This is a genomic window from Ensifer sp. VA4 (assembly GCF_055710065.1).
The window spans coordinates 247,810-274,061 of the sequence record NZ_JBVQPO010000012.1; the positions used below are offsets into that span (position 1 = coordinate 247,810).

Here is a 26,252-nt window from a genome sequence, read left to right on the forward strand (position 1 = left end):
ATTGGAGGGTATCGTGACGCTTGCAATCAATGACCTCGCACCGGACTTCGAGGTCGAAACGACCGATGGCACGATCCGGTTTCACGACTGGATCGGCGATTCCTGGGCGGTCCTGTTCTCGCATCCGAAGGATTACACACCCGTCTGCACCACCGAGCTCGGCTACATGGCGCGCATCAAGCCCGAATTCGACCGGCGCGGCGTCAAGATCATCGGCCTCTCCGTCGACCCGCTCGACCGGCACGCCGGCTGGGCGGCCGATATCGAGGAAACGCAGGGCTATGCGCCGAACTTCCCGATGATCGCCGATGTCGACTACACCGTCTCGAAGCTCTACGGCATGCTGCCGGCGCCGGTCTCCGGCGATCCGACGCTGCGCACGCCCGCCGACAACCAGACGGTGCGCAACGTCTTCGTCATCGGCCCGGACAAGAAGATCAAGCTGATCCTCGTCTATCCGATGACCACCGGCCGCAATTTCGACGAGGTGCTGCGCGTCATCGACTCGCTGCAGCTCACCGCCAAGCACAAGGTGGCGACGCCGGTGAACTGGAAGCAGGGCGACGACGTCATCATCGCCGGTTCTGTCAGCGACGAGGATGCCCGCAAGGTCTACCCGGAGGGCTGGCGCGCGCCGAAGCCCTATATCCGCATCGTGCCGCAGCCGAAGGGCTGAGGCGCAACAACGGCAAGGGGTGAGGGGGAATGCCCCTCATCGCACGGTGAGGAGCTCCTCATCTGCACGGTGACGAGCCCCTCATCCGCCTGCCGGCACCTTCTCCCCGCAGGCGGGGAGAAGGGGATTGGCTGCACCCGCTCGCCCTCCTCAACGCCTTGGGGTTGGGGCTTGGAGCGGACGCGGTGCAAGCGTCCTTTCTCTTCGCAAACGGGGAGAGGGGGAACTCGAGCGTGCGGCACCGTCCCTTCGCCCCGCCTGCGGGGAGAAGGTGCCGGCAGGCGGATGAGGGGCAATACCTCACCGCGCGGATGAGGGGCAACTCCCTCACCATGCGGATAAGGGGCGGGCCGCCATTTGTTGCATGACGCCTCGATGCAAGGGAGTCGCCGATGATCTTCCGACAGTTGTTCGATAACGTATCCGGCACCTATACCTACCTGATCGCCAGCCGCCAGGGCGGCGAGGCGCTGATCATCGACCCGGTCCTGGAAAAGGTCGAGCGCTACCTGCAGCTCGTCCGCGAGCTCGACCTCAAGCTGGTCAAGGCGGTCGACACCCATCTCCATGCCGATCACATCACCGGTCTCGGGGCACTGCGCGACCAGACGCACTGCATCACCGTCATGGGTGAACAGACCGCGGCCGACGTCGTTTCCATGCGGGTGACGGAGGGCGACCGGGTGTCGATCGAGGGATTGAGCCTCGACGTGCTCTATACGCCCGGCCATACCGACGACTCCTATTCCTTCCTGATGGGCGGCGACATGGGCCGGCGGGTCTTTACCGGCGACACGCTGCTGATCCGCGGCACCGGCCGCACCGACTTCCAGAACGGCGACCCGCGGCAGCAATATGACTCGCTCTTCAACAAGTTGCTGAAGCTGCCCGACGAGACGTTCGTCTACCCGGCGCACGACTACAAGGGCGATACGGTCTCGACCATCGGCGAGGAGAAGCGCTTCAACCCGCGGCTTCGGGTGAGATCCGTCGACGAATATGTCGAGCTGATGAACAATCTCAAGCTGCCGAATCCGAAGATGATGGACGTGGCGGTGCCGGCCAACGTCCATATCGGCCTGCACCAGGACGAGATCGCGCGGCGGGGCTGGGCGCTTTCGGCAAAGGAAGCGCTGGCGCTTTGCGGCCGGGCGAAGGTTGCGCTCGTCGACCTGCGCGAAAAGGCCGAGCGGGAAAAGCACGGGGTCATTCCCGGCTCGCTGCACGCGCCCTATCCGGACCTCGAGCAGAACATCGCCGCCGGCGGCGTGCTGCACGAACTGGCGGCGGCGACCGGCAAGCGCATCGTCTTCTACTGCGCCTTCGGCGAGCGCTCCGCCATGGCCGTTGAGGCTGCCCAGGCGGCCGGCCTCACCACCGCCTGCCATATCGAGGGCGGCATTGCCGCCTGGAAGAAGGCGGATGGGCCGGTGACGCATTGATGCCGACGCATTGACGTCGGCCCCGCGCGCACCATCTCCATCCCGAAGCGTTGCGGTGATCGAAACGCGCAAGGAACAGGTTTGGGGCCATGCACAAGTTCGCTGTCAGCGTCGTCAGGGAATTCGAGGCCGATACCGCCGAGGAGGCGGCCTTGCTGATGTATCAGTGTCTCACCCGCGAGCCGGCGCCGCTGTCCTATTCCGTCATCGATGAAGCAAAGAACGCGGTGAGCTTGATGCTCGACCGGGAAAAGGCGGACGAATTCGCCAGCATCGACCACACGGCAGACCCGGGCAACTGGTAGGCATTGGCGACCAGCATTTCCTTGCGATCTCGCCCGGGTGCACGGCGCGCAGAAGCCCGTGGACAGGGCGCGCACCACGGCGCCGCGCGTCGTATCAGACGGCGCAAAGGTCGGCTCCAGCGCATTGAGTTGCTGCATGTTTTTGGCCATTGACCGGCTACGATCAAGGGAAACCTGCAGTGGCCGCAGGTCAGTCACCGAGGCTGAAGAGCGTCGAGGGATCGGCGGCCACCGGCGGTGCCTGGAAGGTCAGCCGCACCGCGTCCAGGATGAGGAGAGGCGGTGCCATTTCGCCGGCAAGCCGGCTGATCCAGTCCTGCAGATCGCGTGTCTTGTCTGCGTTACCAGCGGCAAGATCGTTCGTTTCGGACGGATCGGCGGAAAGGTCGAAGAGTTCCAGTTTCGGCGGCAGAGATGCCTTCCAGACGAGTTTCCAATTGTCCTTGCGCACGGCACCTGCCAGTGGGTCGACATTGTAGACCATGTCCCGGCGCGGCGACGGCTTTCCTTCCCTCAAGGCGGGCCAGAGGTTGATGCCGTCGAGCGGCTTGGCCTTGCCAAGCGGCGCGCCGGCGATTGCCGCGAGCGTCGGGTACATGTCGACGACATGGACCATGCCCTGGACCGTGCCCGGCTTGATCCGCTCCGGCCAATTGGCAAGGGCCGCGACCCGTGTGCCGCCCTCGTAGAGCGAGCCCTTGCCGTCACGATAGGGGCCGTTGCTGGCCGGCAAACCGCCGCTGATCTTGGAATCACCGGCAAAGAGCGAATTCTTCACGCCGCCATTGTCGCTGTGGAAGACGATCAGCGTGTTGTCGCGCATGCCGCGTTTCTCCAGCACCGCGACCACCTTGCCGACACCGTCGTCGAGCACGGAGATCATCGCCGCATAGGCCCTGCGGTTCTCGTCGGCGATGTGCTTGTAACGGTCGAGATAATCCTCCGGCGCCTGGAATGGCGTGTGCGGGGCGGTGAATGCGAGGTAGAGGAACAGGGGAGCAGCGGGATCGTGCCGTTCGACGACCCGCACCGCCTCGTCGCCGATGAGGCTGTTGTCGAAGCCGGTTTCCTCAAGCGGCGTGTTGTCCCGGTACCAGTCCTTCACGCCATGCGAGGAATGCTTGAAATGGTCGATCTCCCCGACCAGCGCGCCGTAGAAGCTGTCGAAGCCGCGCTGTCTCGGCCAGTATTCCGTCTTGGCATGGCCGAGATGCCATTTGCCGACGAGAGCGGTCTGGTAGCCGGTATCCTTCAATGCCTGCGGCAGCAGATACTCGTCGAGCGCAAGTCCATAGGAGCCGGCGGCGGGAATGACGCCGGTCTGCAAGCCGTAGCGCAGGGGATAGCGGCCGGTCATGAAGGCGGCGCGCGACGGCGTGCACATGGGCTGGGTGTAGAACTCCTCGAACCGGGCGCCGGTCTCGGCCAGCCTGTCGAGGTTGGGCGTCTTGATGTCGGAACCGTGGAAGCCGACGTCGGCCCAGCCGAGATCGTCGGCGATGATGTAGACGATATGCGGCGGCGTCGTGCCATTGGCGAAGGCCTGGCCAGGGGCGGAGAGGGCGGCAAGACTCGCCGGCAGTCCCGCGGCCACGGCGATCGCCGCGCCGCTCAGCAACGCCTCGCGCCGCGTCAAGCCCTTGTCGGTCCTGTCGGCATTGGTCGCCGAGGCGGGCTTGCAGGCAGCCGCAGGATCGGCTTGCCCGCCATGGGACAAAGGCATGTGCACCCCCTTGGAAATCGGCCCCTCATTGAGGTGGCTTCATTTATTCTGTATTGCTAATATCTACACCTCCCGGTAGCGGCGTCAATTGGTGTTGCCGTGGGAAGCAGGCTCGGCCCCGGCGCAGAAGGAAGGTGACAGGCATGAAGCGCCGATCGATGCCGCCGGTGCGGCCCTGCGTGCGTCGGGACCAGGGACGGCAGGAAAGTCAGGGCGCCATGATGCGCGAGCGAGGCCGGGCCGAGATGTCGCCAGAAGGTTGTGCCTGTGCGGACGGCGGTTCATTTATTGTGCATTGCCAAAGGAAATATGCTGCAATGCAGGAATATCCATGAATATTTCCGGGTCTGTCGAAGTATAGATTCGGGGTTCGCGTTTCAATTTTCCTGAATCTGTGCTCTCATAGGTTTAGCTGGAAGGAGGAAATGCCGTGTTCTCATTCCTTGAGCACTTCGCACTTTTCGACGCCCTGATCGTTGCTGCGATCTGCACCTTGCTGATCCTGAGTTACTTCAGCCGCGAGGCTTGAGGCAAAGCGGATCGAGACTTGTTGCCCACCCTTCGGGATCGGGCAGTATCGCTCGAACGCGCCGACCTCAGCCCGCGCGGATCGCAGACACATACAGCCAGCGGGTCGGCTCGCCGTCATAGCCGCCGCCATCCGCCTCGCGGATACCAACCTCCGACCAGTCAGCTTGCTCGAAACGGGCGCGCAGCCATGCCGCTGACGGATAGTTGAAATAGCGGCCGAAGCGGTCGCGGCCCTCGGCTTCGCCGGCCTTGAAGCTCGCATGGAGAACGCCGCGCGGACGCAGAGCCTGGCGGAGGCGGGCGAGCACATCGCCGAGTTCCGCGCGCGGCACATGCAAGAGCGACGCTTCGGCCCAGATGCCGTCGAAGCGATCTCGCCAGTCGATCTCCTGAAACCTGACGACGTCGACCTTGCGGCCGATCCGGGCTTCGGCCTCACGCGCCAGCTCCGCCGAGCCGTCACAGGCGGTGACGTCGAGACCTCCTTGCAGCAGCGCCAGGCTGTCGTGGCCACCGCCGCAGCCGAGATCGAGAACGGCGGCGCCGGGTGCGAGCTTGCGCATGAAGGCATCGAGCCGCGCCGCCGGCGGCCGGCGTTCCCGCCCCGCATAGGTGGCGGCGTTGTCGCGGTAGAAGATAAGGGTGTCGTCGATATCGGGTTTTGTCATGGATGCTCTTTAGCTCTCGTCGCGGGAAGGAGTGAAGCGGACTGTTTTCTCCTGCCGAAGTCCGCGATTGCGGAGAGACTAGATCCTTTCACTGTTTCATGGAAACAGTGAAAGGATCTAACCTTTTGAAATTACGCAATTCCGGACGGAAAACCGTTTCACACTTTTCCTGGAATTGCTCTAGTCGAAGATGACGGCGTCTTGGGAAAAAATGTCAGCACGACAGCGGCGCTCCGTTCCCGCGGGCGGCAAGAGCGTAACGCGAGTGGCTTGCATTGCCCGGGGCTGCGTGGCATTCGGCTTGGGCTGACGCGACGTCAGGTCCTGGACGCTAGGTGCAAAGAGCCCGAAAAGTCCGAAAAACGCACGGAATTAGGTCAATAATATTGACATAAATTAGCCGTCGTGGTCCTGTCGCTTCGCCGTCTGCAATGACGCGGGAGGAAGCGGAGAACCGCTTTCCGCACCATAATCTCTGAGGAAACAACCCATGCTGGATTGGGAACACATATTCGCGACGCGCTCGAGCCGGATGCGCGCCTCGGAAATCCGCGAACTGTTGAAGCTGCTCGACCGTCCGGACATCATCTCGTTCGCCGGCGGCATTCCCGATCCGGCGCTGTTTCCGGATGCGGAATTCAAGGACGCCTATGCGGAGATCTTCGCAGGCCCGGCCGTCGGTGCGGCGCTGCAATATTCGGTCAGCGAGGGCTACAAGCCGCTGCGCGAATGGCTCGCCAAGCAGATGGCTGATCTCGGCATTCCCGCCGGCGTCGACAACATCTTCATCACCTCCGGTTCGCAGCAGGGCCTCGACTATCTCGGCAAGCTGTTCCTGTCGCCGAAGGACACCGCGCTCGTCACCTGGCCGACCTATCTCGGCGCCCTGCAGGCCTTTAACGCCTACGAGCCGACCTATGACCAGCTGAACCCCAACGGCAACCGCACGCCGGAAGCCTACCGCCAGGCGGCGGGCGAGGCGGGCGGCCGCGTCAAGTTCGCCTATCTCTCGGCCGATTTCGCCAATCCGACCGGCGAGACCGTCGACCGGGCCGGCCGCGAGCGCGTGCTGGCGCTGGCCGAAGAGCTCGACATCGCCGTCATCGAAGACGCGGCCTACCAGTCGCTGCGTTATGACGGCGAGCCGGTTCCGCCGATCCTGGCGCTCGAAATCGCCAAGAAGGGTGACATCAACAACACCCGCACCATCTATTGCGGTTCGTTCTCCAAGACGCTGGCCCCGGGCCTTCGCGTCGGCTGGGTCGTCGCCTCGGACAAGGTGATCCGCAAGCTGGTGCTGATGAAGCAGGCGGCGGATCTCCATTCCTCGACGATCAACCAGATGGCGATCTGCACGGTTGCCGAGCGCGGCTTCGACCAGCAGGTGGCCAAGATCCACCGGGTCTACAAGCAGCGCCGCAACGCCATGCTGGCGGCGCTCGAAAAGTACATGCCCGAGGGCGTTTCCTGGACGAAGCCGGAAGGCGGCATGTTCGTCTGGGTCACGCTGCCGAAGGGCATGGACGGCGCCGCGCTGCTGGCGAAATCGATCGAGACCGCCAAGGTCGCCTTCGTTCCCGGCCGCGCCTTCTTTGCCGACGGCTCGGGCGAAAACACGCTGCGCGTCTCCTTCTCCTGCGCCAACGACCAGATGATCGACGAGGGCATTCGCCGTCTCGGCGACCTGATCCGCGGCGAAGCGGCGGCTCTGGCGGCTTAAGGCGCGCAATTTCCTGCCACTTAAAAAAACGCGTCCGTTCCGGCGGGCGCGTTTTTCTTTTGGTCGGTGCAGCGCGCACAGGGAGAAGACCTCGAAACACTCTGATTTGCTGCATGTCTTCGTCCTTAAATCGAGGTCGATTTCAGGAGACATGCAGTAGGCATTTGCGTTGCCCGCGAGAGTCAGATCATGTCGCAGGCCGATGCGACGATGAACCGCGCGGATCGGAGTTGCCTTGTGGTTTCACTTCGAGGGGTAGGGCAGGCTTGGACCTCAACGACGAGACGGACGTAAGCGATCAGCCGACGCCGCGCATGTATGCCTGGGCGCGCAATTCCGCCGCCTACCGGCTCGCCCGCCAGATGCATACGGAAAAGCAGCTTTTCGACGCGATTGCGCGCAAGGCGCGGGAGAAGTTCGAGGATATCAGCGCCAATCAGGTGGAACTGCTGGCGGCGGCGGCCGTGACCTTCGCCTATGACAATGGCGCGCTCAACGATCAGGCCTATGCCGAGGTCAAGACCCGCTCGGCCATGCGCGGCGGCAAGTCGAAGCGGGCGATCGCGCAGACATTGGCGCAGAAAGGCATTGCCAAGGACGATGTCGCGGCGGCCCTCGAGGAGGCCGACGACCTCTATGCCGCCGTCGTCCTTGCCCGCAAACGCGCCTTCGGTCCGTTCCGCAAGGCGGCGCTCGACGAGAAACGCTCGGCAAAGGAGCTTTCCGCCTTTGCGCGCGGCGGCTTCAGTTTCGAGATCGGCAGACGCGTCTTCGCGATGTCAGTCGAGGAGGCGGAGGAAATCCTGATTGCGGGCCGCTTGCTCTGATGGGCGTGCAACGCCCGTCCTTCACCCGCGTTTCAGCGCGGGGTCGTCGAGCGCCGGATTGTAGAAGAGCGAGAGCGTCAGGCTTCGGGCGATGCGCTCGGCCGTTGCCATGAACCAGGCCTTGGCCTCCTGGCTCGGGGCGATGTCATCGAGCGTCGCGGAGAAAAGCGCCAGCCATTTCGGGAAGAGTTCCGGCGTCATGTTGGCGACGCCGACATGGGCCTGCACCGGCTTGCCGCCATAGGCGCCGTTGCGGAAGGCGACGGCCGACCAGAAGCGCTTCATCTTTTGCATGTGCTCCGGCCAGCGCCCGGAAAGCCTGGCATCGAAGACCGGGCCAAGTTCGGGATGGGCCAGCACGCGCGCGTAGAACGTCTCGACCAGATGGCCGATGAAGGTCTCGTCGACGCCGATCGCCCTCATCTCGGCTTCCGCGCGCTCGGCGATCGCCGCGACATGGGCGGCGCGGCCCTGCAGTTCGTCGTTCATCTCATGCCCTCGGCTTTGCCGGTCTCATATAGTCGATGGCGACGCCGGCGCCAAAGGCGGAAGCGTCTATTGCGGCAATCTGTCGTCGACGGCGGGCGAGCGCTTGCGGCTTCGACGGCATGTTCAGCGCGGCGCGAATTCGACCAGCAGAGATTTCAGCTCGATTTCGCGGACACGGCGCGCGGCCTCGTCCGGACTGACCCAGTCGAGAATGCGCTCGCCGCGCTCCTTGAAATCATCGGCGACTTCATCGACCTCGATCTGGTAGATATCGACCACGCAGGGCACGACGTCGCCGTCGTCGAGCGATTTGAGATAGGTGTAGCTGCCGACCGGCTTCTTCTTGACCTTGCCGCGCACGCCCGCTTCCTGCCAGGCCTCGATCGCGGCGGCTTCATACGGCTTCTTGCGCTTCATCGGCCAACCCTTGGGAATGACCCAGCGGCCGCTCTCGCGCGAGGTGACCACCAGGATCTGGATGTCACGGCTTTGCTTCACGCGGCGGAAGCACAGGGCGGCGATCTGCTGGCGAAACGACCCGGAGAAAAGCTTCTCGGGCGATCTTGCCAGTTGCTGCAAGATCGTTCCGGCCTTGCCGGTCTTTTGCCCGCTGTCCTTCCTGGTCGGCTTCATGCGTTCCTTTTCTGTCGCGCCTTTCCCGAGCGCCTGCCATTTTGCGGCGCGATACTAATGGCAACCGCCTGTTACGCGGAAGCGGCTGCGGATGGCAACCGGTACGTCGGCTGCGCTTCATCCACCGAATAGTTGCGCCCGCGACACGGGCAACGCCGCGCGCCAGGCGTGCCCCTTCGTAACCGTTACGTACTTGTCCCGTCCTCATTGAGGCGCATCATCCCGCTCAACCGAAAATCGCAGCACTTCACCCCATCGACTTGAGCCAAGGAGAAAGCGATGAGCGCGCATGACGGTAAGGCCAATTCCGCGACGGCCGAGAATGGTTGCGGGGGAACGGATGTCAGTCGCCGCGACCTGCTCTTGAGCGGAACCATCTTCGCGGCAGCCTCGCTGGTCGCATCCGGCGCTTCGGTAAGCCCGGCAAAGGCACAGCAATCCTCTTCTTCGAGCGGCAAGCCGCCGAACATTCTGGTGATCTTCGGCGACGATATCGGCATTCCGCAGATCAGCGCCTATACGATGGGGCTGATGGGCTATCGCACGCCCAATATCGACCGGATCGCCGCGGAAGGCGCGATCTTCACCGACAGCTACGGTCAGCAGAGCTGCACTGCGGGCCGCGCCTCCTTCATCCTCGGCCAGGAGCCGTTCCGCACCGGGCTGCTGACGATCGGCATGCCGGGCGATCCGCACGGCATCCAGGACTGGATGCCGACGATCGCCGATGTCTTGAAGACCAAGGGCTATTCCACCGGCCAGTTCGGCAAGAACCACCTCGGCGACCGCGACGAGCACCTGCCGACCGCGCACGGCTTCGACGAGTTCTTCGGTAACCTCTACCATCTCAATGCCGAGGAGGAGCCGGAGGGTTATTTCTATCCGAAGGATGCGGAGTTCAGGAAGAAGTTTGGTCCCCGCGGCGTGATCAAGTCGAGCGCCGACGGCAAGATCGAGGACACCGGCGCACTCAACACCAAGCGCATGGAGACCGTCGACGAGGAGTTCCTGACGGCCGCCAAGGACTTCATCGACCGGCAGGTGAAGGCCGACAAGCCGTTCTTCTGCTGGTTCAACTCGACGCGCATGCACATCTTCACCCATCTGAAGAAAGAGTCGCTCGGCAAGACCGGCAAGGGCATCCATGCGGACGGCATGGTGGAACATGACGGCCATGTCGGCCAGCTGCTGCAGCAGCTCGACGATCTCGGCATCGCCGAAAACACCATCGTGCTCTACACGACCGACAACGGCGCCGAGCTGGCGCTGTGGCCGGATGGCGCCATGACGATGTTCCACGGCGAAAAGGGTACGACCTGGGAAGGCGGCTTCCGCATTCCGATGATGGTGCGCTGGCCGGGTGTGGTGAAGCCGGGCACGCAGATCAACGACCCGGTAACGCTGATGGACTGGATGCCGACCTTTGCGGCCGCTGCCGGCATCGCCGACGTCAAGGAAGAGATGAAGGCAGGCTTCAAGGGCACGTCGAAGACCTTCAAGGTGCATCTCGACGGCTACGACCTGACGCCATTGCTGAAAGGCGAGGCGAAGGAGCCGCCGCGGGAGTCGGTTTATTATTTCGACCAGGGCGGCAACTTGAACGCCATCCGGTGGAACGACTGGAAACTGAGCTTTGCGGTCAACAGCGAGGGCAACATCGCAACGGCGACGCGCGAGGTGCCAAGTTGGGCAAACATTACCAATCTGAGGATGGATCCGTACGAACGGGGCAGCAAGGAGGGCGGCGGAGCAATGGAGTTCATCGGCCGGAACATGTGGCTGCTCGTGCCGATCCAGGCCAAGATCAAGGAGTTTTTCTCCGACTTCGGGCAGTATCCCTACCAAGCCGGCAGCACGCTGAATGCCAGCGGCATCAACTACGGCCTGCTGGCGCAGCAGGCAGCGATGAAGCGGCTGAATGATCTGGAAAGATTGGCGCCGAGATAAGGCGCAGATGCCCCCGCCGCCGGCATGGGCTGGCGGCGGGCCCGCTTCCCCCCGAGGTGGTTGCCTGGCGCAGCGCGTCGTACTAGCTTCTCGCGAAACTGGGGTAGCTGGGCCATGCGAATTCGACCTGCGGTCAAGGACGACCATCCGGCGCTCTGTGCGATCGACAGTGTTGTTGCCGACGATCCGAAGCGCAGCGACGACATCGCCAATTGGATCGAGGCGGGGTGCTGCCACCTGGTCGAAATCGATGGCGCGATTGCGGCCTATGGCGTGCTGACGTACCAGTTCTTTGGCCACGGCTTCATCGAGATCGTGATGGTCGGTTCTGCCTATCGCCGCCGCGGTCTTGGCGCCGCGTTGATTGCCTATTTCCAATCGATATGCGCCGGCTCGAAACTCTTCAGCTCGACGAACATGTCGAACCGCCCCATGCAGGAGCTCTTCATCAGGGCCGGTTTCCAGCCAAGCGGCTATATCGACAACCTCGCCGAGAACGATCCGGAGATCGTCTTCTACAGCCGCCTCAAGCCGATCGAGGCTTGAGGAGACCGGCCGCGAGAGCGCGGGAACGGTCGAGCCCTACGCGGCTTCGCCGAGCTGCGTGAGGTGACCGGCCAAATCCGTGCCTTTGCCGCCGGCGTTGATCGTGTCGAAATACTCGTGCCAGCCCGATTGCGCGATGCCGGAAACGAGGGCTTCCAGTGCGGTGGCATCCGGGCAGCGCCACACGGCGAAGAAGGTCTGCGAGGCCGCATGCAGCTTGGACTGGTCGACCTTGCCGAAGGTGATCAGCTCCACGCCGAGCGCGGTCAGCGCGGGCATGGCGGAACCGATCGCGGTGAAGAACTGCTGGCGCCCCTGTCGGGAAAGGGCGAGCCACGCCGGTTTGGCGCTGTAGAGTTCGGTCAGGTAATGCGGCATGGTCTGCTTTCGTATCTGTTTGTCAGTCTGAAGTCGCGAAGTTGCGGACGGTGAACCGTTTCATGCTGCTGGAATTTCAGAGTCAACACGCCGTTTCCTGTTGGCTGTGGATGGAGATCCCGGTCTTTGGCTGGAGCGGCATGCCTGCAACTGTGCTGATCGCACCACGGCGGTGCCTGCCTTGGCTGTGGCTCCTTACCCGCGGCACCTTACCCACCGTCATGCTCGGGCTTGACCCGAGCATCCAGAACTGTGGTCTGAATGTTTCGCCCGGGTGCGCATGGATCCTCGGGTCAAGCCCGAGGATGACGGGTGGGGGATGTGGCGGTCGTGTGAACGCACGAAGGAAGCTGTAGGACAACAGCATCGTGTTTATCGCCCGATCATCCGCTCCTGCATTTCCTCGCCGATGAAGCAATTGTAGTCCTTGCCGTACTGGGCCTGCCGCACCATGGCCGGCGACAGGCGGCTTACCTCCTGGCCAGAGATCTCGATGATGAGCTTGCGCAGGATGGCTTTGGCGAACTCGCCCGTGTTCGACACTTTCACCAGAAAGGCGCCGTCGCCGCCGATGACGCATTCACGGTAATAGGCGTCGAGGTCGGGGATCGAGGCGGTATCCGGCTGCGACTTCAGCATGATCGGCAGGCCATCGATGACGATGCCGCGGGCGACGGTGGAGTTGCGGGCGACCGGCGCCGGGACGCCTGAATTGTTCGGCCCGTCGCCGGAAATATCGATGACACGGCGGCTGCCCTGGAAGGAGCTGACATCGAACAGCCGCCGCGTGAAGGCCAGCGTGTTGGAGATCGAGGTGAAGGCGATCCGCCGGATCGGCTGCCGGCGAAGTGCTTCGGCAAATTGCGCCGCCGTCGCCCGTCCGTCGATCAGCGTCCAGGGCATGACCTGCACCGCTGCGCCGCCCCATTCGACATAGGTGACGGCGATGCGGCCAAGAGGGCCGTTCTCGATCGCCCGGATCAATTCGGGCTCCCGGAAGGCGGCGACATAGCCCTGCCGCTGCACCTGCTGCTCATCGAGTTCCATCGAATAGGAAACGTCGACGGCCAGCACCAGTTCGAGATCGACGCGAAGCGGCGGCTCGGCAGAGGCGCTGCCGCCGAGCAGGCAGATACAGGCGAAAAGAGCCGATCGCAGTTTCATCGCGGCAGAGACCCGAGCGCAAACAGGGGGACCATGCTACGCCCAAAGCGGCCATTGGCAATGTGAAGCGTCGGCTGCCCGCGTCAGCGGCCAAGCTTTTCCAGAAGCGGTTCCAGGGCCTCGATCAGCGGTTCGGGCGACACCGGCTCGCCGCCCGCCGACCAGGCGTTCTGGAACTCGGCGATTTCCAGCCCGACCACTTGGCTCCTCGCAAGGACCGCGCAGGCTGCGCGCAGATCGTCGAGCGACAAGCCGTCGTCATGCTGGTAGTCGGTCGGGACGATGCCGGGGTTCAGCACGTCGCAGTCGAGGTGGATATAGACGGGCCGGCCGGCGACGGCCTCGGCCAGCCTTTGCGCAAGGTCGGCGCCGGCGCGGATATGCGCAATGCCCTTCGCCGCGATGAGGTCGGTTTCAAAGGGATCGAGGTCGCGCTGCCCGACCAGAACGACTTTGCCGATCGAGAGTCCGTCGCCAAGGCCGGATTTCCAGAGGCCGCAAGGCCCCGAAAGCGCGAGCCCGCCGAGATAGCCGGTGCTGCTGGTATCAGGCGTGTTCAGGTCGCCATGCGCGTCGAACCAGACGACGACCGCATCCTCGTGGTATCTGGCGACGGCGGGCAGCGTTGCCAGCGAGACCGCGCAACGGCTCGTTGCCGCCAGCGAGACCGATCCTTCGGCGTAGATCGCATCGAAGCGATCCAGCATGCGGCGGAGCGCCGGCATCGCGGCTTCGAGCTCGACCGTCCAGGGGCCGTTCAGCGCCGGTTCCGGCTCTCCGATCACGACGGCATCGAGGCCGAGCTTTTGTGCAAGATGGGAGGCGATGGATTTGGCGCCCGGAATCCCGAGGTCATTGTGGTCGCCGGCGCGACCCTGGAAGCAGGTGAGGGCTATTGGCATCGATCACTCCAACTCGTTCGGACGGAACGATGGAGAGCACAGGGGCCGCTGATTTGACAAGGCCGGAGGCCGAACGGCGCCGTTCGGTCTTTCCCTCGTGCCGCTACACGGCCGCCCCTGTGCTGGCTCATTATCCGAACACCAGCGAGCGGTGCAGCTGCGCGCCGGCCCAGGCGCCGTCGCCGACGGCGAGCGAGACGGAGTGGGGGACGCGCGCGGCGTCGCCGCAGGCATAGGCGCCGGGGATGGTAGTTTCCTTCGCGGCCGTGGCCCGGATCTGCAGCCCCATCGGTGTTTCCTCGATCTCGCAGCCGAGCCGTTCGGCGATGTCGCTTGCGGGCGTGGTGCGGGTGGCGACGAAAAGGCCCGAGAAGGGCAGGCGGCGGCCATCGGTCAGCACCACATCGGCATGGCCTTCAAGCCTCGCGACCGCGGTTTCGTCGATGGCGACGCCGCGTTTGACGAGGTCGGCGCGCGCCTCGGCGTCAAGTGTAATGGCGCCATTGGTGAAGAAGGTGACCTTGCCCCATTCGGGAATGAGCTGCGCCTGGTGGAGCGACATCGGGCTTGCGGCAATGACGGCGATCTCGCCCTCGTTCAGCTCGTAGCCGTGGCAATAGGGGCAATGGAAGGCGCTCCTGCCCCAGCGCTCGGCGAGCCCCTCGATCTCGGGCAGGCCGTCCTTGACGCCGGTCGCGAAGAGCAGGCGCCGGCCTTCATGGGAAACGCAATCGCTGGTGGTGACGACGAAGGCGTCCTGCTTGCCCGTGGCTTTCTCGGCGCGGCCATCGATCCAGGTGAGCGTCGGGTACTTGGAAAGCTGCGCCCGCGCGGATGCGGCGATCTCGCCGGGGTCAATGCCGTCCTGGCCGAGGAAGCCGTGGGAGTGGCTGGCGAAACGGTTGCGCCGAATGCCCTCGTCGATGATCAACACGCGCCGGCGGGCGCGCAGGAGCTGGAGGGCGGCGGCCATGCCGGCATAGCTGCCGCCGATGATGATGACGTCCTGTTGCATGGGTCTTCCTTTCGGTTGGGCGCAGGTCGGCCCACCGGCTCTCTGGAACCAGTGTGTCGACCCGAGCTTGGGCAATGGAATTCCGGCCGGAAAACCGCGTTTTAGACGGCTCCGGGATAGGCGGATGTATCGGGATCGATCACGTCATGACGTGGATCGATCGGCTTTCATTGTGATCGAAGCCGATGCCGCCGGGCGAAATCCTCTGCGAGGTCGGCAAGTGTCACATGGGCGAAGCGTTCGAGCAGCAGCGCCTCGGCCTCGGCAAAGGCGGTGTCGAGGGCGGCGTTGACCGCCTGTTCGACCAGGCATTCCGGCATTTCCTGCCGGTTGCCGATGGCAAAGATCGCGGGCTCGCCGAGCGTCTCGTGCAGTTGCCGGAGCGTCACGGTCTTGAGGTCGGCGGTGATCGCCCAGCCGCCGGCGTGGCCGCGGGCGGAGGAAACGATGCCGGCATCCCTGAGGAAGCCCATGGTGCGGCGGACGACGACCGGATTGGTGCGCATGCACATGGCAAGCTCGTCCGAGGTCAAAGGCTCGCCGCGCTCGGCCATGTGCAGGAGCGCGTGCAGAACGGAGGAAAGGCGGCTGTCTTTTTTCATGTAACTTCAATTATTACGAATCGTCTTGCGATGCAAGGGCGGTGTGGGAAGCGGGCCAGACGCGCGCCGAAGACGATCAGCGGTTCCGGAGTCAAGGGGGCGTATGGTTTGCGCGGTGGAATTGGGCGGAGCAGGGCCCGGTATCCCGCAGGTTTATCTCGCCTTGGGCGCAGTCCAATGCTATCGCTACTGTAAGAGGAAACGGGGCAAGATAATCATGGATTTGGCGATTTCCAGCGCAACCAATCTCAGCCTGTTCGTCAGCGCCACGCTGGTGCTGCTTCTCGTGCCGGGACCGGCAGTCCTTTACATCTTCGCGCGCTCGGTCGAGCAGGGCCGTTCGGCCGGCCTCGTTTCGATCCTTGGCATCCACACGGCCACGCTTGTTCATGTCGCCGCGGCCGCCGTGGGGCTTTCGGCGCTCCTGGCGTCGTCCGCGCTCGCCTTCAGCGTCGTGAAGTATGCCGGCGCGGCCTACCTGATCTGGCTTGGCCTCAAGAAGATCTTCGGCCCGTCGGACATTCCCGACATCGAGAGCGGTTTGCCAGCGCGCAGCCGCATGCGCCTCTTTCGTGAGGGCTTCATAGTCAACCTCCTCAATCCGAAGACAGCGCTGTTCTTTCTGGCTTTCCTGCCGCAGTTCGTCGAGGCCGACCGTGGCCATGTGGCAATGCAGATCGCTTTTCTCGGGATTCTCTACACAGCGATTGGCGTCGTGACGGATGGCACCTATGCGCTTGCCGCCGGCACGGCCGGCAATTGGCTGAAGCGCAGTCCCGTCTATCTGAAGGCTGAACGCTGGGTCAGCGGTTTCGTCTACATCGGCCTTGGCTTGACGGCCGCTTTTGCGGGCAATCAGAAGAAATAGACCGGCCTGACGTCTCGGGAAGCGATCTTTGCGCGTCCGATAAGGCGCGCGGCACTGTAATATAGGTAACCGTTACGTAACTTCCGCGCCGAACGGGCGCGGGGTTCTACTTTGCAGCGGACCATCGGCTGGCTGGGCACGTCGCCTTGCGTCTGGCGGTCCAGCGGGCCATTGCCGAAAGTGAGGATCGTGATGCTTCGGGCTGCCTTTACAGCGCTTGTGCTCCTTGCCGGAACGGCGGGCGTATCCGCACAGGACCTTTCGCCGGAAAGCCTCCAGCGCCGCGCCTTCGAGCGCCGGGCGGTGGAAGCGGTCATCTGGGGCATGCCGGCGGTCAACGCCGACCTGATGCTGCAGGAGGCGCTTTCGAAGACCAAGGCCAAGGTCAACGAGATCGTCTACTGGTCGCGGCCGGTCAACTGGAAGAACCAGACGCTGACGCCCAACCCGGACTCGATCTATCTCATGTCCTTCTGGAACGTGAAGGATGGCCCCATCGTCATCGAGATCCCGCCGGCAGAAGGCGGATCGATCGCCGGCAACATCGTCAATGCCTGGCAGATGCCGCTGGAGGATGCCGGGCCGGAAGGGGCGGACAAGGGCAAGGGCGGCAAATACCTGATCCTGCCGCCGGACTATATGGGCGAGGTGCCGGAGGGCTTCATCGCGCTCCGCTCGGACACCTTCACCGGCTTTGCGCTGCTGCGCTCCAATCTCAAGAGCCATAGCGATGCCGATATCGAAAAGTCGGTCGCCTATGGCAAGACGATCAAGATCTACCCGATGTCCGCGAACGACAAGGCGCCGGCGACGACCTTCGTCGATGCCTATGACGTGCTGTTCGACAGCACCATCCGCTACGATGCCAGCTTCTTCGACAATCTGAACCGCATCGTGCAGACCGAACCCTGGCTCGAGCGCGACCGGCTGATGATCGATCATCTGAAAACTCTGGGGATCGAGAAAGGCAAGCCCTACCAGCCGAACGCCGAGACGAAGAAACTGCTCGACGCGGCGGCGGCCGAGGCGAGGGCCGAGCTTTCCGCACGCTATGACGCCGGCTTCCCCGTGATCAACGAGGGCATCCGCTGGTTTCCCGCCGGGCTGCCGGAAATGGTGGCTGCGGCCTCGGGCGCCTATTCCGATCCCAATACCTATCCGGTCGACGCCCGCGGCGTGACCTACACGCTCGGCTTCACCGGCATCAAGCGGCTCGGCACGGCGCAATTCTACCTGATGGCCAACAGGGACAAGGACGGCGACACCTTCGACGGCAGCGCCAATTATCGCCTCGTGGTGCCGAAGGACGCGCCGGTCAAGCAATATTGGTCGGTGACGGCCTATGACCGCGAGACGCATGCGCTGATCCGCAACATGGACAAGGCGAGCGTCGCCTCGACCGGCTCCGGCGTTCAGAAGAACGCCGACGGTTCGGTCGATGTCTATTTCGGGCCAAAGGCGCCTGAGGGCAAGGAGGCCAACTGGGTGCCGGTGGACCCCGAAGGCAAGTTCGAACTGCTCTTCCGGCTCTACGGCCCGGAAAAGCCGCTGTTCGACAAGAGCTGGAAACTGCCTGACGTAGAGAAGGTGAAGTGACGCGCGGAGGGACAGGCGCCGGCGTCGGGAGCAGCGATCATGTGCGGACGCGTCTATCTGAAGACCACTCTCGAGGGATTGCTCAGGGCCTTCGGCTTTGCGGAGCGCGGCGGCGTCGAAGCGCTCGCCAACCAGTTCCCGCGCTATAACGGCGCACCGACGCTGATCTATCCGATCATCATCCGCGATGTGATCCGCGATCCCGATCTCTTCGGCCCGGTCTTCGTTTCGGCGCGCTGGGGGCTGATCCCGAGCTGGACGAAGGATCCGAAGGCGGGACGGCCGCTCGTCAATGTCAGGGGCGACACGATCGCGGCGAAGTTTCGTTCGAGCTATCAGCGCCGCCGCTGCCTGGTGCCGATCGACGGCTTCTTCGAATGGAAGGACATCCACGGCACCGGCAAGGACAAGCAGCCCTACGCCATCGCCATGAAGACGGGCGAGCCCTTCTGCCTTGCCGGCATATGGGAGAGCTGGCGCAACCCGGAGACCGACGAGGACATCCGCACCTTCGCGATCGTCACCACGGATGCCAACGCCATGGTGGCCGACATCCACGACCGCATGCCGGTGATCCTGCACCGGGACGACTACGAGCGCTGGTTTTCGTCGGAGCCGGACGTGCCCGATCTGATGAAGCCGTTTCCGCCTGAGCTGATGACGATGTGGAAGATCGGCAGCAAGGTCGGTTCGCCGAAGAACGATACGCCCGACATTCTCGATCCGATCGACTGAAGCGGCCAAATCACGCTTTCCGCGCGCTCGGGATGCTGCCTCCGGATCGGGTTGCTTCTTCCAGGGCGGCCAGTAAATCCTGCACTTCGGTCGGCTTGCCGACATTGCGGGCCCCAGCCAGGACCTCGCCACCCTGCCTTTCCGGATTGCGGTGGGCGCTGGCGATCACGAAGGGTACGTTCTGCGCCCGAAGCGCCTCCGCGACCCGTGTCACCGCTCCGTCCCGCAGCGTAACATCGAGAACGGCCACGGCCAGCAATTCGTCGTGCAGCAGTCCAAGCGCCTCTTCCACCGTCGCGGCCGGTCCTGTCACGCGCCAGCCACGCTGTTCGAGCAGCAGCTTGAGGTCCATCGCGATCAGGAACTCGTCCTCGACAAGAAGCACGGTCTTGCGCATGAAGCCGGTCTCATTGTTGGAAGACCGGTCACAGGGGTGTGACGATCTCTACAACCAAACCCGTTGGCGCATAGTTCAGTTCCACCCGCCCGCCCAATTCGCACCGGACGGCGAACTCGATAAGCCGCGTGCCGAAGCCGGTCGTGGTCGGCGGTGTGACCGAAGGGCCGCCGCTCTCTCGCCAGGTCAGCCTGAGATGCTTGGCGCTTGCCTCCTCTATCGCCCACCGGACATGAATCGTCCCCGTATCGGTGGACAGCGCGCCATACTTTACGGCATTGGTCGCGAGTTCGTGCAGGATCAGGCTCAGCGACATGGTCCGGTTCGTTTCCAGCGGCACCGGCTGGCTCGGCTCGATCACCACCGCCGTTCCGCCTTCGGAATAGGGCTTCAGCGTTCGCTCCAGCAATTCCTCGAGGTCGATACGCTCTCCCGAATAGGCCGCATCGTGAGCCCGCACCAGCGCGCCAAACCGGCCAAGAAACGCATCCCGATATTCCTCTCCGGAGCGGCCCGCCGCCGTCGTCTGGCGAGCGAGCGCCTGGACCAGCCCGAGCAGGTTCTTCATGCGATGCCGGAGTTCGTCGAGGAGCAGATCCCTTTCTGTCTCGCGCAAGCGCCGCTCGGTCGCGTCCACGATCGAGAGCAGCAGGGACCTGCTGTTGCCATCGGGATGAAACAGCCGATGGGCGCTCACCAGCATTATTCTGTTCCCGATGCTCGGAAATTCGTGCTCGACCTCATAGTCGACCACCGCCTTGCTCTTCGGGATCACCTCTTCAAGCAGGCGGCGCAGCTCTGGAATGTCCCATTGCCCGTTGCCGAGGTCGTAGATGTGCTCACCGATCGTCTCGTCGCGATCGACCTTGAACGTCTTGAAGAAGGCGCGGCTGGCGGTCCGCACGCACAGGTTCTGATCCAGCAAGAGCAAGGGATCGGGGACGGTGTCGATGATGCCCTGCGCTTCAAGATGATCGTTTCGCAGCAGGCGGTAGATGTCTTCCAGGTTCATTATCGTACCCGGGCGCTGATCTTCTTCGTCACAACCAATAACGAGCAAGCAAAGATTCTTGTTCCGGGCAGGAGGTTACGTGCGTGCCTCATTCGCGCGCGTGCGCCTACAGCGCCGCGCGTCTTTTGAGACGCGCAAAGGTCGCCGTGGCCGTTTGAATGGCGGCATGTCTTTGTCCTTGAATCATGGTCGGTTTGAGGGGGCATGCAGCAGGAGCACCCGCGGCCGCCGCATCGCTCTCGAACCGGGATGGCGCCGACGGCGGCAGGCGATATTCGCGCGTCACAGATCCCGCGCGAAGATCTGGCCGGTGAGGTCCTTGCCGAAGCTGTGGTGCCGTTCTTCCTCGATCAGCGCGAAGCCGGCTTTCTCGTAGATGTGGCGGGCGGCGTCGAGGCCCGCATTGGTCCACAGCACCATGCGCCTGTAGCCGAGAAGACGCGCGTGGCGCATGCATTCCTCGACCAGGCGGCGGCCGATGCCGAGGCCCCGCGCGCTCGGCTCCACATAGAGAAGCCTGAGCTTTGCCGTCGTCTCGTCGTGCCTTACCAGAAACACCGAGCCGACGATCTTGCCGTCCTTTTCGGCGATCCAGCAACGGTCGGATGCCGGGTCGTAGTCGCGCATGTATTTGACGACGATCTCGGCGACCAGGGCCTCGAATTCGGTGCTCCAGCCATATTCCTCGGCATAGAGCGCGCCCTGGCGATGGATGACCCAGCCCATGTCGCCCGGCTGCGGATCGCGCAGGATGTAGGTTGGCACCCGCTCCTCCTGGAGCAGGCTCTCGATCTCGCCCATCGCTGAAACCAGTTGCCGCTGTTCCGGCACCGAGAGCTTTTCCAGCATGGCGACGACCTCGCGCTGGGAGGCATCCTCCAGGGGCTGGAACGTAGCGCGCCCCGCTTCCGTCAGTTCGAGTTGCGCAACCCGGCCATCGGCCGGTGAGCGGGTCCTTTCGACCAGCCCCTTCTTCTCGAAGCCGGCGATGACGCGGCTGAGATAACCGGCGTCGAGGCCGAGCTCGCGGCAGAGATCGGATGCGGTGAGCGCCGGCCGGTGCGCCAGCTCATAGAGAATGCGAACCTCCGTCAGCGAGAAGGCGCTGGCGAGCAGGTGCTCGTGCAGCAGGCCCATCAGGCGGGTATAGAAGCGGTTGAAGCGCCGCACCGTCAGGGCGCGGTCGTGGATCTGCTGCGCAGACATGGCGATGCCTTTATGAAATTGCCTTGAGCATATAATTAGTTGCCTTAGGCAAGTAATGTCAAGCGACCTTGCCGTTGATGCGGTGATCGAAAAGCAGAGCTCTCTAATTTAGGTAGGCGATCCCCTCGGCGTGCGATAGTATTGCACCGGGAACCTCCTGGTCCGGAATCGGCCGCTCTTTTATCGTATGGCAAGCCCATGGAGCAGAGACTCGCCGCAGTGCTGGCGGCCGATATGGCCGGCTATAGTCGGCTGATGGAAGCCGACGAAGCGGGCACGCTTGCGCGGCTGAGAACCCACCGCATCGAGCTCATCGATCCCGCGATCGCCAAGAACAAGGGGCGGCTGATCAAGACCACCGGCGACGGGTTGCTGGTCGAGTTCCAGAGCGTGACCGATGCGGTCAAATGCGCGGTCGAGATCCAGAGCCGCATGAAGCGGCGCAACAGCGACGTGCCGGAGGACCGGCGGATCGAATTCCGCATCGGCATCAATCTCGGCGACATCATCTTCGAGGACGACGACATCTTTGGCGACGGGGTCAATATCGCCGCGCGCGCCGAGCAACTGGCCGAGGTCGGCGGCATCTGCGTCACCGCGGCGGTGGCAACGCAAGTTGCCGACCGGCTGGAATTGCCGATCGACGATCTCGGCGAGAAGATCTTGAAGAACATCAGCCGCCCGGTGCACCTCTATCGCGTCGGGCTCGAAGGGGCAGGTTTGCCGGCTGCAGCGGGTGATACGGCGAAAAAGGGCGTCTGCAAGCCGACGATCGTCGTGCTGCCCTTCGACAATATGAGCGGCGATCCGGACCAGGAGTTTTTCGCCGACGGCCTGACCGAGGATATCATCACCGAGCTGTCGCGCCGGCATGAGCTCTTCGTCATCTCGCGCAACTCCTCCTTTGTCTACAAGAACCAGCCGGTGAACGCGCGCGAGGTGGCAGCCAGCCTCGGGGCGCAATATCTGGTGGAAGGCAGCGTGCGCAAGATCGGCGAGCGGGTGCGCGTCACCGTGCAGCTCATCGACGCGCAGAGCGATGCCCATATCTGGGCCGACAAATACGACCGGCAGCTCGACGACATCTTCGCCATTCAGGACGAGGTGACGGCGGCGATCGCCGCCACCGTGCCCGGGCGCCTGGAGGCCGCCCAGCGCGACCAGCTCTCCCGCACGAAGCCGGCGAACATGGCGGCCTATGAATGCGCGCTTGCCGCCAAGGTGCTGCACCACCGCGGCAGCGCCGCCGATAACGAGCAGGCGCAATCGCTGATCGACCGGGCCGTCTCGCTCGACCCCGGCTATGCCCATGCCCACGCCTGGCGCGCCTGCATCCTCGGCCAGGCCTGGGTCTATGGCTGGTGCGCCGACAAGGAGGCGACCTGGGCCGAGATCAATGACGAGCTCGAACGGGCGCTCGCGCTCGACGACAACGACGCTGACGTGCACCGCATCCTCGCGGCGGTCAACGTCAACAACAATGCGCTGACGACGGCGCGCTACCACCAGGAGCGGGCGCTCTTCCTCAACCCGAATTACGACCTGGTGGTGGTGCAGCAGGGCGAACTGCTGACCTGGCTCGGCCGGCCGGAGGAGGGGGTGGAATGGATCCGCAAGGCGATGCGGCTCAACCCGCACCACCCGGAGCGTTTCTGGAGCCACCTCGGCAAGGCCCATTTCGCCGCCCGCCAGTATGGCGAGGCGATAGAAGCCTTCATGCATCTCTCCAGCATGGACGAGACCCAGCACGCCTTCATCGCCGCCTGCTACGGCTGGCTCGGCGACACGATCGCGGCCGGCGCGCATATGGAGAAGGTGCGGGCGCTCAACCCCTCGTTCGAGATCGGGGCTTTTCTCGGCACGCTGCACTATGCGCAGGAGAGCGATGCGCAGCATTTGCGCGAGGGGCTCACCAAGGCGGGGGCGGGGTGAAAAGGCGGGCCTCGATCGACCCCGAAAATTTGCTCTACGGGCAGCAGCCGCCAGCGTTCTCCCTGGGGCCGCAGCAGGCCTGAGCCGGGGCGGCTTCGGCCAGCCAGCGGTCGCGCGGCTTGCAGCTTGCCGGTCTCGGCTGCAGGTGGACGTGAATGCCGCCATCCTCCAACACGGGGGTACCGGCGCAGTAGAGCTGCATCGGGCGCACGCCGTCGCTGACCTCGAAGGTCAGGCGGGCCGTGGCGTCGAGGCGAACGTGTTCGGAGACCTTGCGGACGATGGCCGCGAACTTTCCGGCGGAAAGATGCGTTCGGCCGGCTTCCTCGACGTCCCATAACTGCACGAAGATCTCGGACCAGGCCTCCGGATTGGCGCCGCAATCGAGGGCCGAGAACTGGCCGGCCTTGACTTCCGTGACGTGGTAGCCGGATCTCACCGCATGGCCGTCGTAGTGAAACACCAGCGGCAGATCCCGGGCGGTCCCGAGCGCGCTGATGAAGTCGGCGAGGCTGAGGTCGTGGTCGCCGATTTTGGACTTGTCGGGAACATTCATTTGGGCTAATCCTCATTTCAACTATTCAAGGATTATTGAAATATGGATGAGCGTCAAGCCCTCGCTGCCTTCGCAGCGCTTTCCCAGGAGACCCGCCTTCAGATCGTCCGCCTGCTCGTCGTCGCCGGCGCGGACGGGATGGCGGCGGGGGCGCTGGCGGAAAGGGTGGAGGTATCGCCCTCGAATATCTCCTTTCATCTCAAGGAACTGGAGAGAGCGGGGCTGATCACGCAGCAACGCGAATCCCGCTCGATCATCTACCGGGCCGGCTATGACGCGCTTGGCGGGCTGGTCCGCTTCCTGATGGAGGACTGCTGCGGCGGCCATCCCGAGATCTGCGCCCCCGCCGTCGCTGCGGCGTCGTGCTGCGCACCGGCGGGAGCGAAGGCATGACCGATCGGCGAAAGCAGGCAGCCGTCCGGTCGTTCTTTCGCCCGCCGTCCGCACCCGATGAACTCCTTCTCCTGGACCCCTCGCATTAACGGGACAAACCGCCATGTCTGACCGCATCTACAACGTGCTCTTCCTGTGCACGGGCAATTCCGCCCGCTCCATTCTCGGCGAAGCCATCCTCAACAAGGAGGGGAAGGGTCGCTTTCGCGCCTATTCTGCCGGCAGCCAGCCGAAGGGGCAGGTGAACCCGCACGCGATCCGGGAGCTCGAAGCGCTCGGCTATCCGACGGACGGATTGTCCTCGAAGAGCTGGGACGTGTTCTCCGGCGCCGGCGCCCCGCAGATGGATTTCATCTTCACGGTCTGCGACAGCGCTGCCGGGGAGGCCTGTCCGGTGTGGATCGGTCATCCGATGACGGCCCATTGGGGCATCGAGGATCCGGCCGCCGTCGAAGGAAGCGAGGGCGAGATCCAGCGGGCCTTTGCCGAGGCCGCGAAGTTCCTGAAGAACCGCATCACGGCCTTCGTCAACCTGCCGCTGGCATCGATCGACCGCATGGTGCTGGAGCGCCATCTGCGCGAGATCGGCGGCATGGAAGGCGCGACCGAGCGGAGGGCTTCGTGATGTCGGCGTTCGAGCGATACCTGACCCTCTGGGTCACGATCTGCATCGTGGCGGGCATAGCGCTCGGCCACCTCATGCCTGGTGTGTTTCAGGCGATTGGCGCTGCCGAGATCGCCAAGGTCAACATACCGGTCGCCATCCTCATCTGGCTGATGATCATTCCCATGCTGGTGAAGATCGACTTTCGGTCGCTTTCCAATGTCGGAAGCCATTGGCGCGGCATCGGCGTGACGCTTCTCATCAACTGGGCGGTCAAGCCGTTCTCGATGGCGCTGCTCGGCTGGCTGTTCGTCGGCTGGCTCTTCCGGCCGCTGCTGCCGGCCGATCAGATCGATTCCTACATAGCCGGCCTCATCATCCTCGCCGCAGCGCCCTGTACGGCGATGGTATTCGTGTGGTCGAACCTGACGAAGGGCGAACCGCTGTTCACGCTCTCCCAGGTGGCGCTCAACGACGCGATCATGATCGTCGCCTTCGCGCCCATCGTCGGGCTTCTGCTCGGGCTCTCCGCGATCACCGTGCCGTGGGCAACTTTAGTGCTGTCGGTCGCCCTCTACATTGTCGTTCCCGTGATCATCGCGCAGGTGCTTCGCAAGCGTCTCCTGGCGAACGCTTCGTCCGCGGCGCTCGATCGCTTCCTGGCGAAGGTTCAGCCGGCCTCATTGGTCGCCCTGCTGGCAACGCTGGTGCTGCTGTTCGGGTTTCAGGGCGAACAGATCATCGCGCAGCCGACGATCATTGCGCTTCTGGCGGTGCCGATCCTCGTGCAGGTCTATTTCAACGCCGGGCTCGCCTATCTGCTCAATCGCCTGTCGGGCGAGAAACATTGCGTCGCCGGTCCCTCTGCTCTCATAGGCGCCTCGAACTTCTTCGAACTGGCCGTTGCCGCCGCCATAAGTCTTTTCGGTTTCCAGTCGGGCGCAGCGCTCGCCACCGTCGTCGGGGTGCTGATCGAGGTGCCGGTGATGCTGTCGGTCGTCTGGATCGTGAACAGATCCAAGGGCTGGTACGAGGCAGCGCCCGCCGTCGCCAGGAATGCCGTTTCGGAGCGCGCGTGAGGTAATGGGGGCCTAATTTAAGACGCCGAACGCGCGCCCACACACACCTCCCTGACACACCCCCTTAACCACCGATGCGCCGGATCCGCATCCAGGCGGGGGTGCCAGAGCAGCGAGATGGTGATTTCGGGCAGAGAGACCGGCAGCGGGAAGGTGACGAGGTTTGCGCGCAAGGTGCCGGTGTAGCGTTCGGGCACGCTGGCGATCAGATCCGTGGCGCGGGCAAGCGCCAGGGCTTCGTAGAAGCTGCCGACGGATGCGGCGATGTCGCGCTCGAGCCCGAGGGCGTGAAGGGCCGCGTCGATC

28 protein-coding genes are annotated in these 26,252 nt (G+C 63.8%); 14 read left to right on the forward strand and 14 right to left on the reverse strand.

Going from position 1 to position 26,252, the window contains the following annotated elements; all coding sequences use genetic code 11:
* Positions 1-13: 13 nt before the first annotated feature.
* The 3 genes from AC0C6X_RS22100 (at position 14) to AC0C6X_RS22110 (ending at position 2,423) form a co-directional block, all read left to right on the forward strand.
* Positions 14-676: a peroxiredoxin gene (locus tag AC0C6X_RS22100; RefSeq protein WP_173517048.1), complete on the forward strand. Its 663-nt coding sequence runs from the start codon at positions 14-16 to the stop codon at positions 674-676.
* Positions 677-1,068: 392 nt separating this feature from the next.
* Complete coding sequence (locus AC0C6X_RS22105) at positions 1,069-2,118, forward strand: MBL fold metallo-hydrolase (RefSeq protein WP_472955163.1); 1,050 nt, start codon at positions 1,069-1,071, stop codon at positions 2,116-2,118.
* Positions 2,119-2,207: 89 nt separating this feature from the next.
* A complete protein-coding gene (locus AC0C6X_RS22110; RefSeq protein ID WP_247960256.1) occupies positions 2,208-2,423 on the forward strand; it encodes a hypothetical protein in 216 nt (71 codons plus the stop codon).
* Between the two features lie 190 nt (positions 2,424-2,613).
* On the opposite strand, the gene AC0C6X_RS22115 is transcribed toward AC0C6X_RS22110, so the two are convergent.
* Positions 2,614-4,146 (reverse strand): arylsulfatase B, encoded by a 1,533-nt coding sequence (locus AC0C6X_RS22115; RefSeq protein ID WP_472955165.1) that lies wholly within the window; start codon positions 4,144-4,146, stop codon positions 2,614-2,616.
* 596 nt (positions 4,147-4,742) lie between these two features.
* Positions 4,743-5,345, reverse strand: a complete 603-nt coding sequence (locus tag AC0C6X_RS22120; RefSeq protein WP_472955167.1) for a class I SAM-dependent methyltransferase — start codon at positions 5,343-5,345, stop codon at positions 4,743-4,745.
* Between the two features lie 490 nt (positions 5,346-5,835).
* Between AC0C6X_RS22120 and AC0C6X_RS22125 the strand changes: the two genes are divergently transcribed.
* Together AC0C6X_RS22125 and recX are read left to right on the forward strand one after the other, a co-directional pair.
* Complete coding sequence (locus AC0C6X_RS22125) at positions 5,836-7,065, forward strand: aminotransferase-like domain-containing protein (RefSeq protein WP_173517043.1); 1,230 nt, start codon at positions 5,836-5,838, stop codon at positions 7,063-7,065.
* Between the two features lie 266 nt (positions 7,066-7,331).
* Positions 7,332-7,892: a recombination regulator RecX gene (gene recX / locus AC0C6X_RS22130; RefSeq protein WP_472955168.1), complete on the forward strand. Its 561-nt coding sequence runs from the start codon at positions 7,332-7,334 to the stop codon at positions 7,890-7,892.
* Positions 7,893-7,913: 21 nt separating this feature from the next.
* Here the strand turns inward: recX and AC0C6X_RS22135 are convergent, their stop codons facing one another.
* Positions 7,914-8,381: a group III truncated hemoglobin gene (locus tag AC0C6X_RS22135; RefSeq protein ID WP_472955170.1), complete on the reverse strand. Its 468-nt coding sequence runs from the start codon at positions 8,379-8,381 to the stop codon at positions 7,914-7,916.
* 123 nt (positions 8,382-8,504) lie between these two features.
* Positions 8,505-9,014 (reverse strand): NUDIX hydrolase, encoded by a 510-nt coding sequence (locus tag AC0C6X_RS22140; RefSeq protein ID WP_472955171.1) that lies wholly within the window; start codon positions 9,012-9,014, stop codon positions 8,505-8,507.
* Positions 9,015-9,293: 279 nt separating this feature from the next.
* Between AC0C6X_RS22140 and AC0C6X_RS22145 the strand changes: the two genes are divergently transcribed.
* The gene (locus tag AC0C6X_RS22145; protein ID WP_472955172.1) at positions 9,294-10,961 is read left to right on the forward strand and encodes an arylsulfatase; all 1,668 of its coding nucleotides are present in this window, start codon (positions 9,294-9,296) and stop codon (positions 10,959-10,961) included.
* A gap of 114 nt (positions 10,962-11,075) precedes the next feature.
* A complete protein-coding gene (locus AC0C6X_RS22150) occupies positions 11,076-11,507 on the forward strand; it encodes a GNAT family N-acetyltransferase (RefSeq protein WP_472955174.1) in 432 nt (143 codons plus the stop codon).
* A 36-nt stretch (positions 11,508-11,543) separates the two neighbouring features.
* On the opposite strand, the gene AC0C6X_RS22155 is transcribed toward AC0C6X_RS22150, so the two are convergent.
* From AC0C6X_RS22155 to AC0C6X_RS22175, 5 genes are all read right to left on the reverse strand, one after another.
* On the reverse strand, positions 11,544-11,885 hold the full coding sequence (locus tag AC0C6X_RS22155) for a DUF6616 family protein (protein ID WP_173517037.1): 342 nt from the start codon (positions 11,883-11,885) through the stop codon (positions 11,544-11,546).
* 372 nt (positions 11,886-12,257) lie between these two features.
* Positions 12,258-13,049: a DUF1194 domain-containing protein gene (locus AC0C6X_RS22160; protein ID WP_472955175.1), complete on the reverse strand. Its 792-nt coding sequence runs from the start codon at positions 13,047-13,049 to the stop codon at positions 12,258-12,260.
* Between the two features lie 83 nt (positions 13,050-13,132).
* Entirely contained in the window at positions 13,133-13,951 is an 819-nt protein-coding gene (locus tag AC0C6X_RS22165) for an arginase family protein (protein WP_472955177.1), read from the reverse strand.
* Between the two features lie 130 nt (positions 13,952-14,081).
* Positions 14,082-14,966 (reverse strand): NAD(P)/FAD-dependent oxidoreductase, encoded by an 885-nt coding sequence (locus tag AC0C6X_RS22170; protein ID WP_472955179.1) that lies wholly within the window; start codon positions 14,964-14,966, stop codon positions 14,082-14,084.
* Between the two features lie 167 nt (positions 14,967-15,133).
* Positions 15,134-15,568 carry an RrF2 family transcriptional regulator gene (locus tag AC0C6X_RS22175; RefSeq protein ID WP_043616306.1) on the reverse strand — a complete coding sequence of 145 codons (435 nt, stop codon included), beginning with the start codon at positions 15,566-15,568 and terminating at the stop codon, positions 15,134-15,136.
* A gap of 217 nt (positions 15,569-15,785) precedes the next feature.
* On the opposite strand from AC0C6X_RS22175, the gene AC0C6X_RS22180 reads away from it, so the two are divergent.
* From AC0C6X_RS22180 to AC0C6X_RS22190, 3 genes are all read left to right on the forward strand, one after another.
* Positions 15,786-16,436 carry a LysE family translocator gene (locus AC0C6X_RS22180; RefSeq protein ID WP_472955180.1) on the forward strand — a complete coding sequence of 217 codons (651 nt, stop codon included), beginning with the start codon at positions 15,786-15,788 and terminating at the stop codon, positions 16,434-16,436.
* A gap of 192 nt (positions 16,437-16,628) precedes the next feature.
* On the forward strand, positions 16,629-18,032 hold the full coding sequence (locus tag AC0C6X_RS22185) for a DUF1254 domain-containing protein (RefSeq protein WP_472955194.1): 1,404 nt from the start codon (positions 16,629-16,631) through the stop codon (positions 18,030-18,032).
* 39 nt (positions 18,033-18,071) lie between these two features.
* Complete coding sequence (locus AC0C6X_RS22190) at positions 18,072-18,767, forward strand: SOS response-associated peptidase (protein ID WP_472955181.1); 696 nt, start codon at positions 18,072-18,074, stop codon at positions 18,765-18,767.
* A 10-nt stretch (positions 18,768-18,777) separates the two neighbouring features.
* Here the strand turns inward: AC0C6X_RS22190 and AC0C6X_RS22195 are convergent, their stop codons facing one another.
* From AC0C6X_RS22195 to AC0C6X_RS22205, 3 genes are all read right to left on the reverse strand, one after another.
* Complete coding sequence (locus tag AC0C6X_RS22195) at positions 18,778-19,164, reverse strand: response regulator (RefSeq protein ID WP_472955184.1); 387 nt, start codon at positions 19,162-19,164, stop codon at positions 18,778-18,780.
* A gap of 28 nt (positions 19,165-19,192) precedes the next feature.
* On the reverse strand, positions 19,193-20,176 hold the full coding sequence (locus AC0C6X_RS22200) for a sensor histidine kinase (RefSeq protein ID WP_173517029.1): 984 nt from the start codon (positions 20,174-20,176) through the stop codon (positions 19,193-19,195).
* Between the two features lie 282 nt (positions 20,177-20,458).
* The gene (locus AC0C6X_RS22205) at positions 20,459-21,382 is read right to left on the reverse strand and encodes a bifunctional helix-turn-helix transcriptional regulator/GNAT family N-acetyltransferase (protein WP_472955186.1); all 924 of its coding nucleotides are present in this window, start codon (positions 21,380-21,382) and stop codon (positions 20,459-20,461) included.
* 198 nt (positions 21,383-21,580) lie between these two features.
* Here AC0C6X_RS22205 and AC0C6X_RS22210 point away from each other — a divergent pair, with 198 nt between their 5' ends.
* A complete protein-coding gene (locus tag AC0C6X_RS22210; protein ID WP_173517027.1) occupies positions 21,581-23,314 on the forward strand; it encodes an adenylate/guanylate cyclase domain-containing protein in 1,734 nt (577 codons plus the stop codon).
* 34 nt (positions 23,315-23,348) lie between these two features.
* On the opposite strand, the gene AC0C6X_RS22215 is transcribed toward AC0C6X_RS22210, so the two are convergent.
* Complete coding sequence (locus AC0C6X_RS22215) at positions 23,349-23,870, reverse strand: DUF6428 family protein (protein WP_472955189.1); 522 nt, start codon at positions 23,868-23,870, stop codon at positions 23,349-23,351.
* A gap of 42 nt (positions 23,871-23,912) precedes the next feature.
* On the opposite strand from AC0C6X_RS22215, the gene AC0C6X_RS22220 reads away from it, so the two are divergent.
* From AC0C6X_RS22220 to arsB, 3 genes are all read left to right on the forward strand, one after another.
* Entirely contained in the window at positions 23,913-24,263 is a 351-nt protein-coding gene (locus AC0C6X_RS22220; RefSeq protein ID WP_173517025.1) for an ArsR/SmtB family transcription factor, read from the forward strand.
* Between the two features lie 103 nt (positions 24,264-24,366).
* Positions 24,367-24,888, forward strand: coding sequence for an arsenate reductase ArsC (locus AC0C6X_RS22225; RefSeq protein ID WP_173517024.1), 522 nt, complete (start codon positions 24,367-24,369; stop codon positions 24,886-24,888).
* Positions 24,888-25,946: an ACR3 family arsenite efflux transporter gene (arsB, locus tag AC0C6X_RS22230; protein WP_472955190.1), complete on the forward strand. Its 1,059-nt coding sequence runs from the start codon at positions 24,888-24,890 to the stop codon at positions 25,944-25,946. The genes AC0C6X_RS22225 and arsB overlap by 1 nt, the downstream gene beginning before the upstream one ends.
* A gap of 17 nt (positions 25,947-25,963) precedes the next feature.
* Here the strand turns inward: arsB and AC0C6X_RS22235 are convergent.
* Positions 25,964-26,252, reverse strand: a 289-nt coding sequence (locus AC0C6X_RS22235; RefSeq protein WP_472955191.1) for a LysR substrate-binding domain-containing protein, incomplete at its 5' end; no start/stop codon positions are given.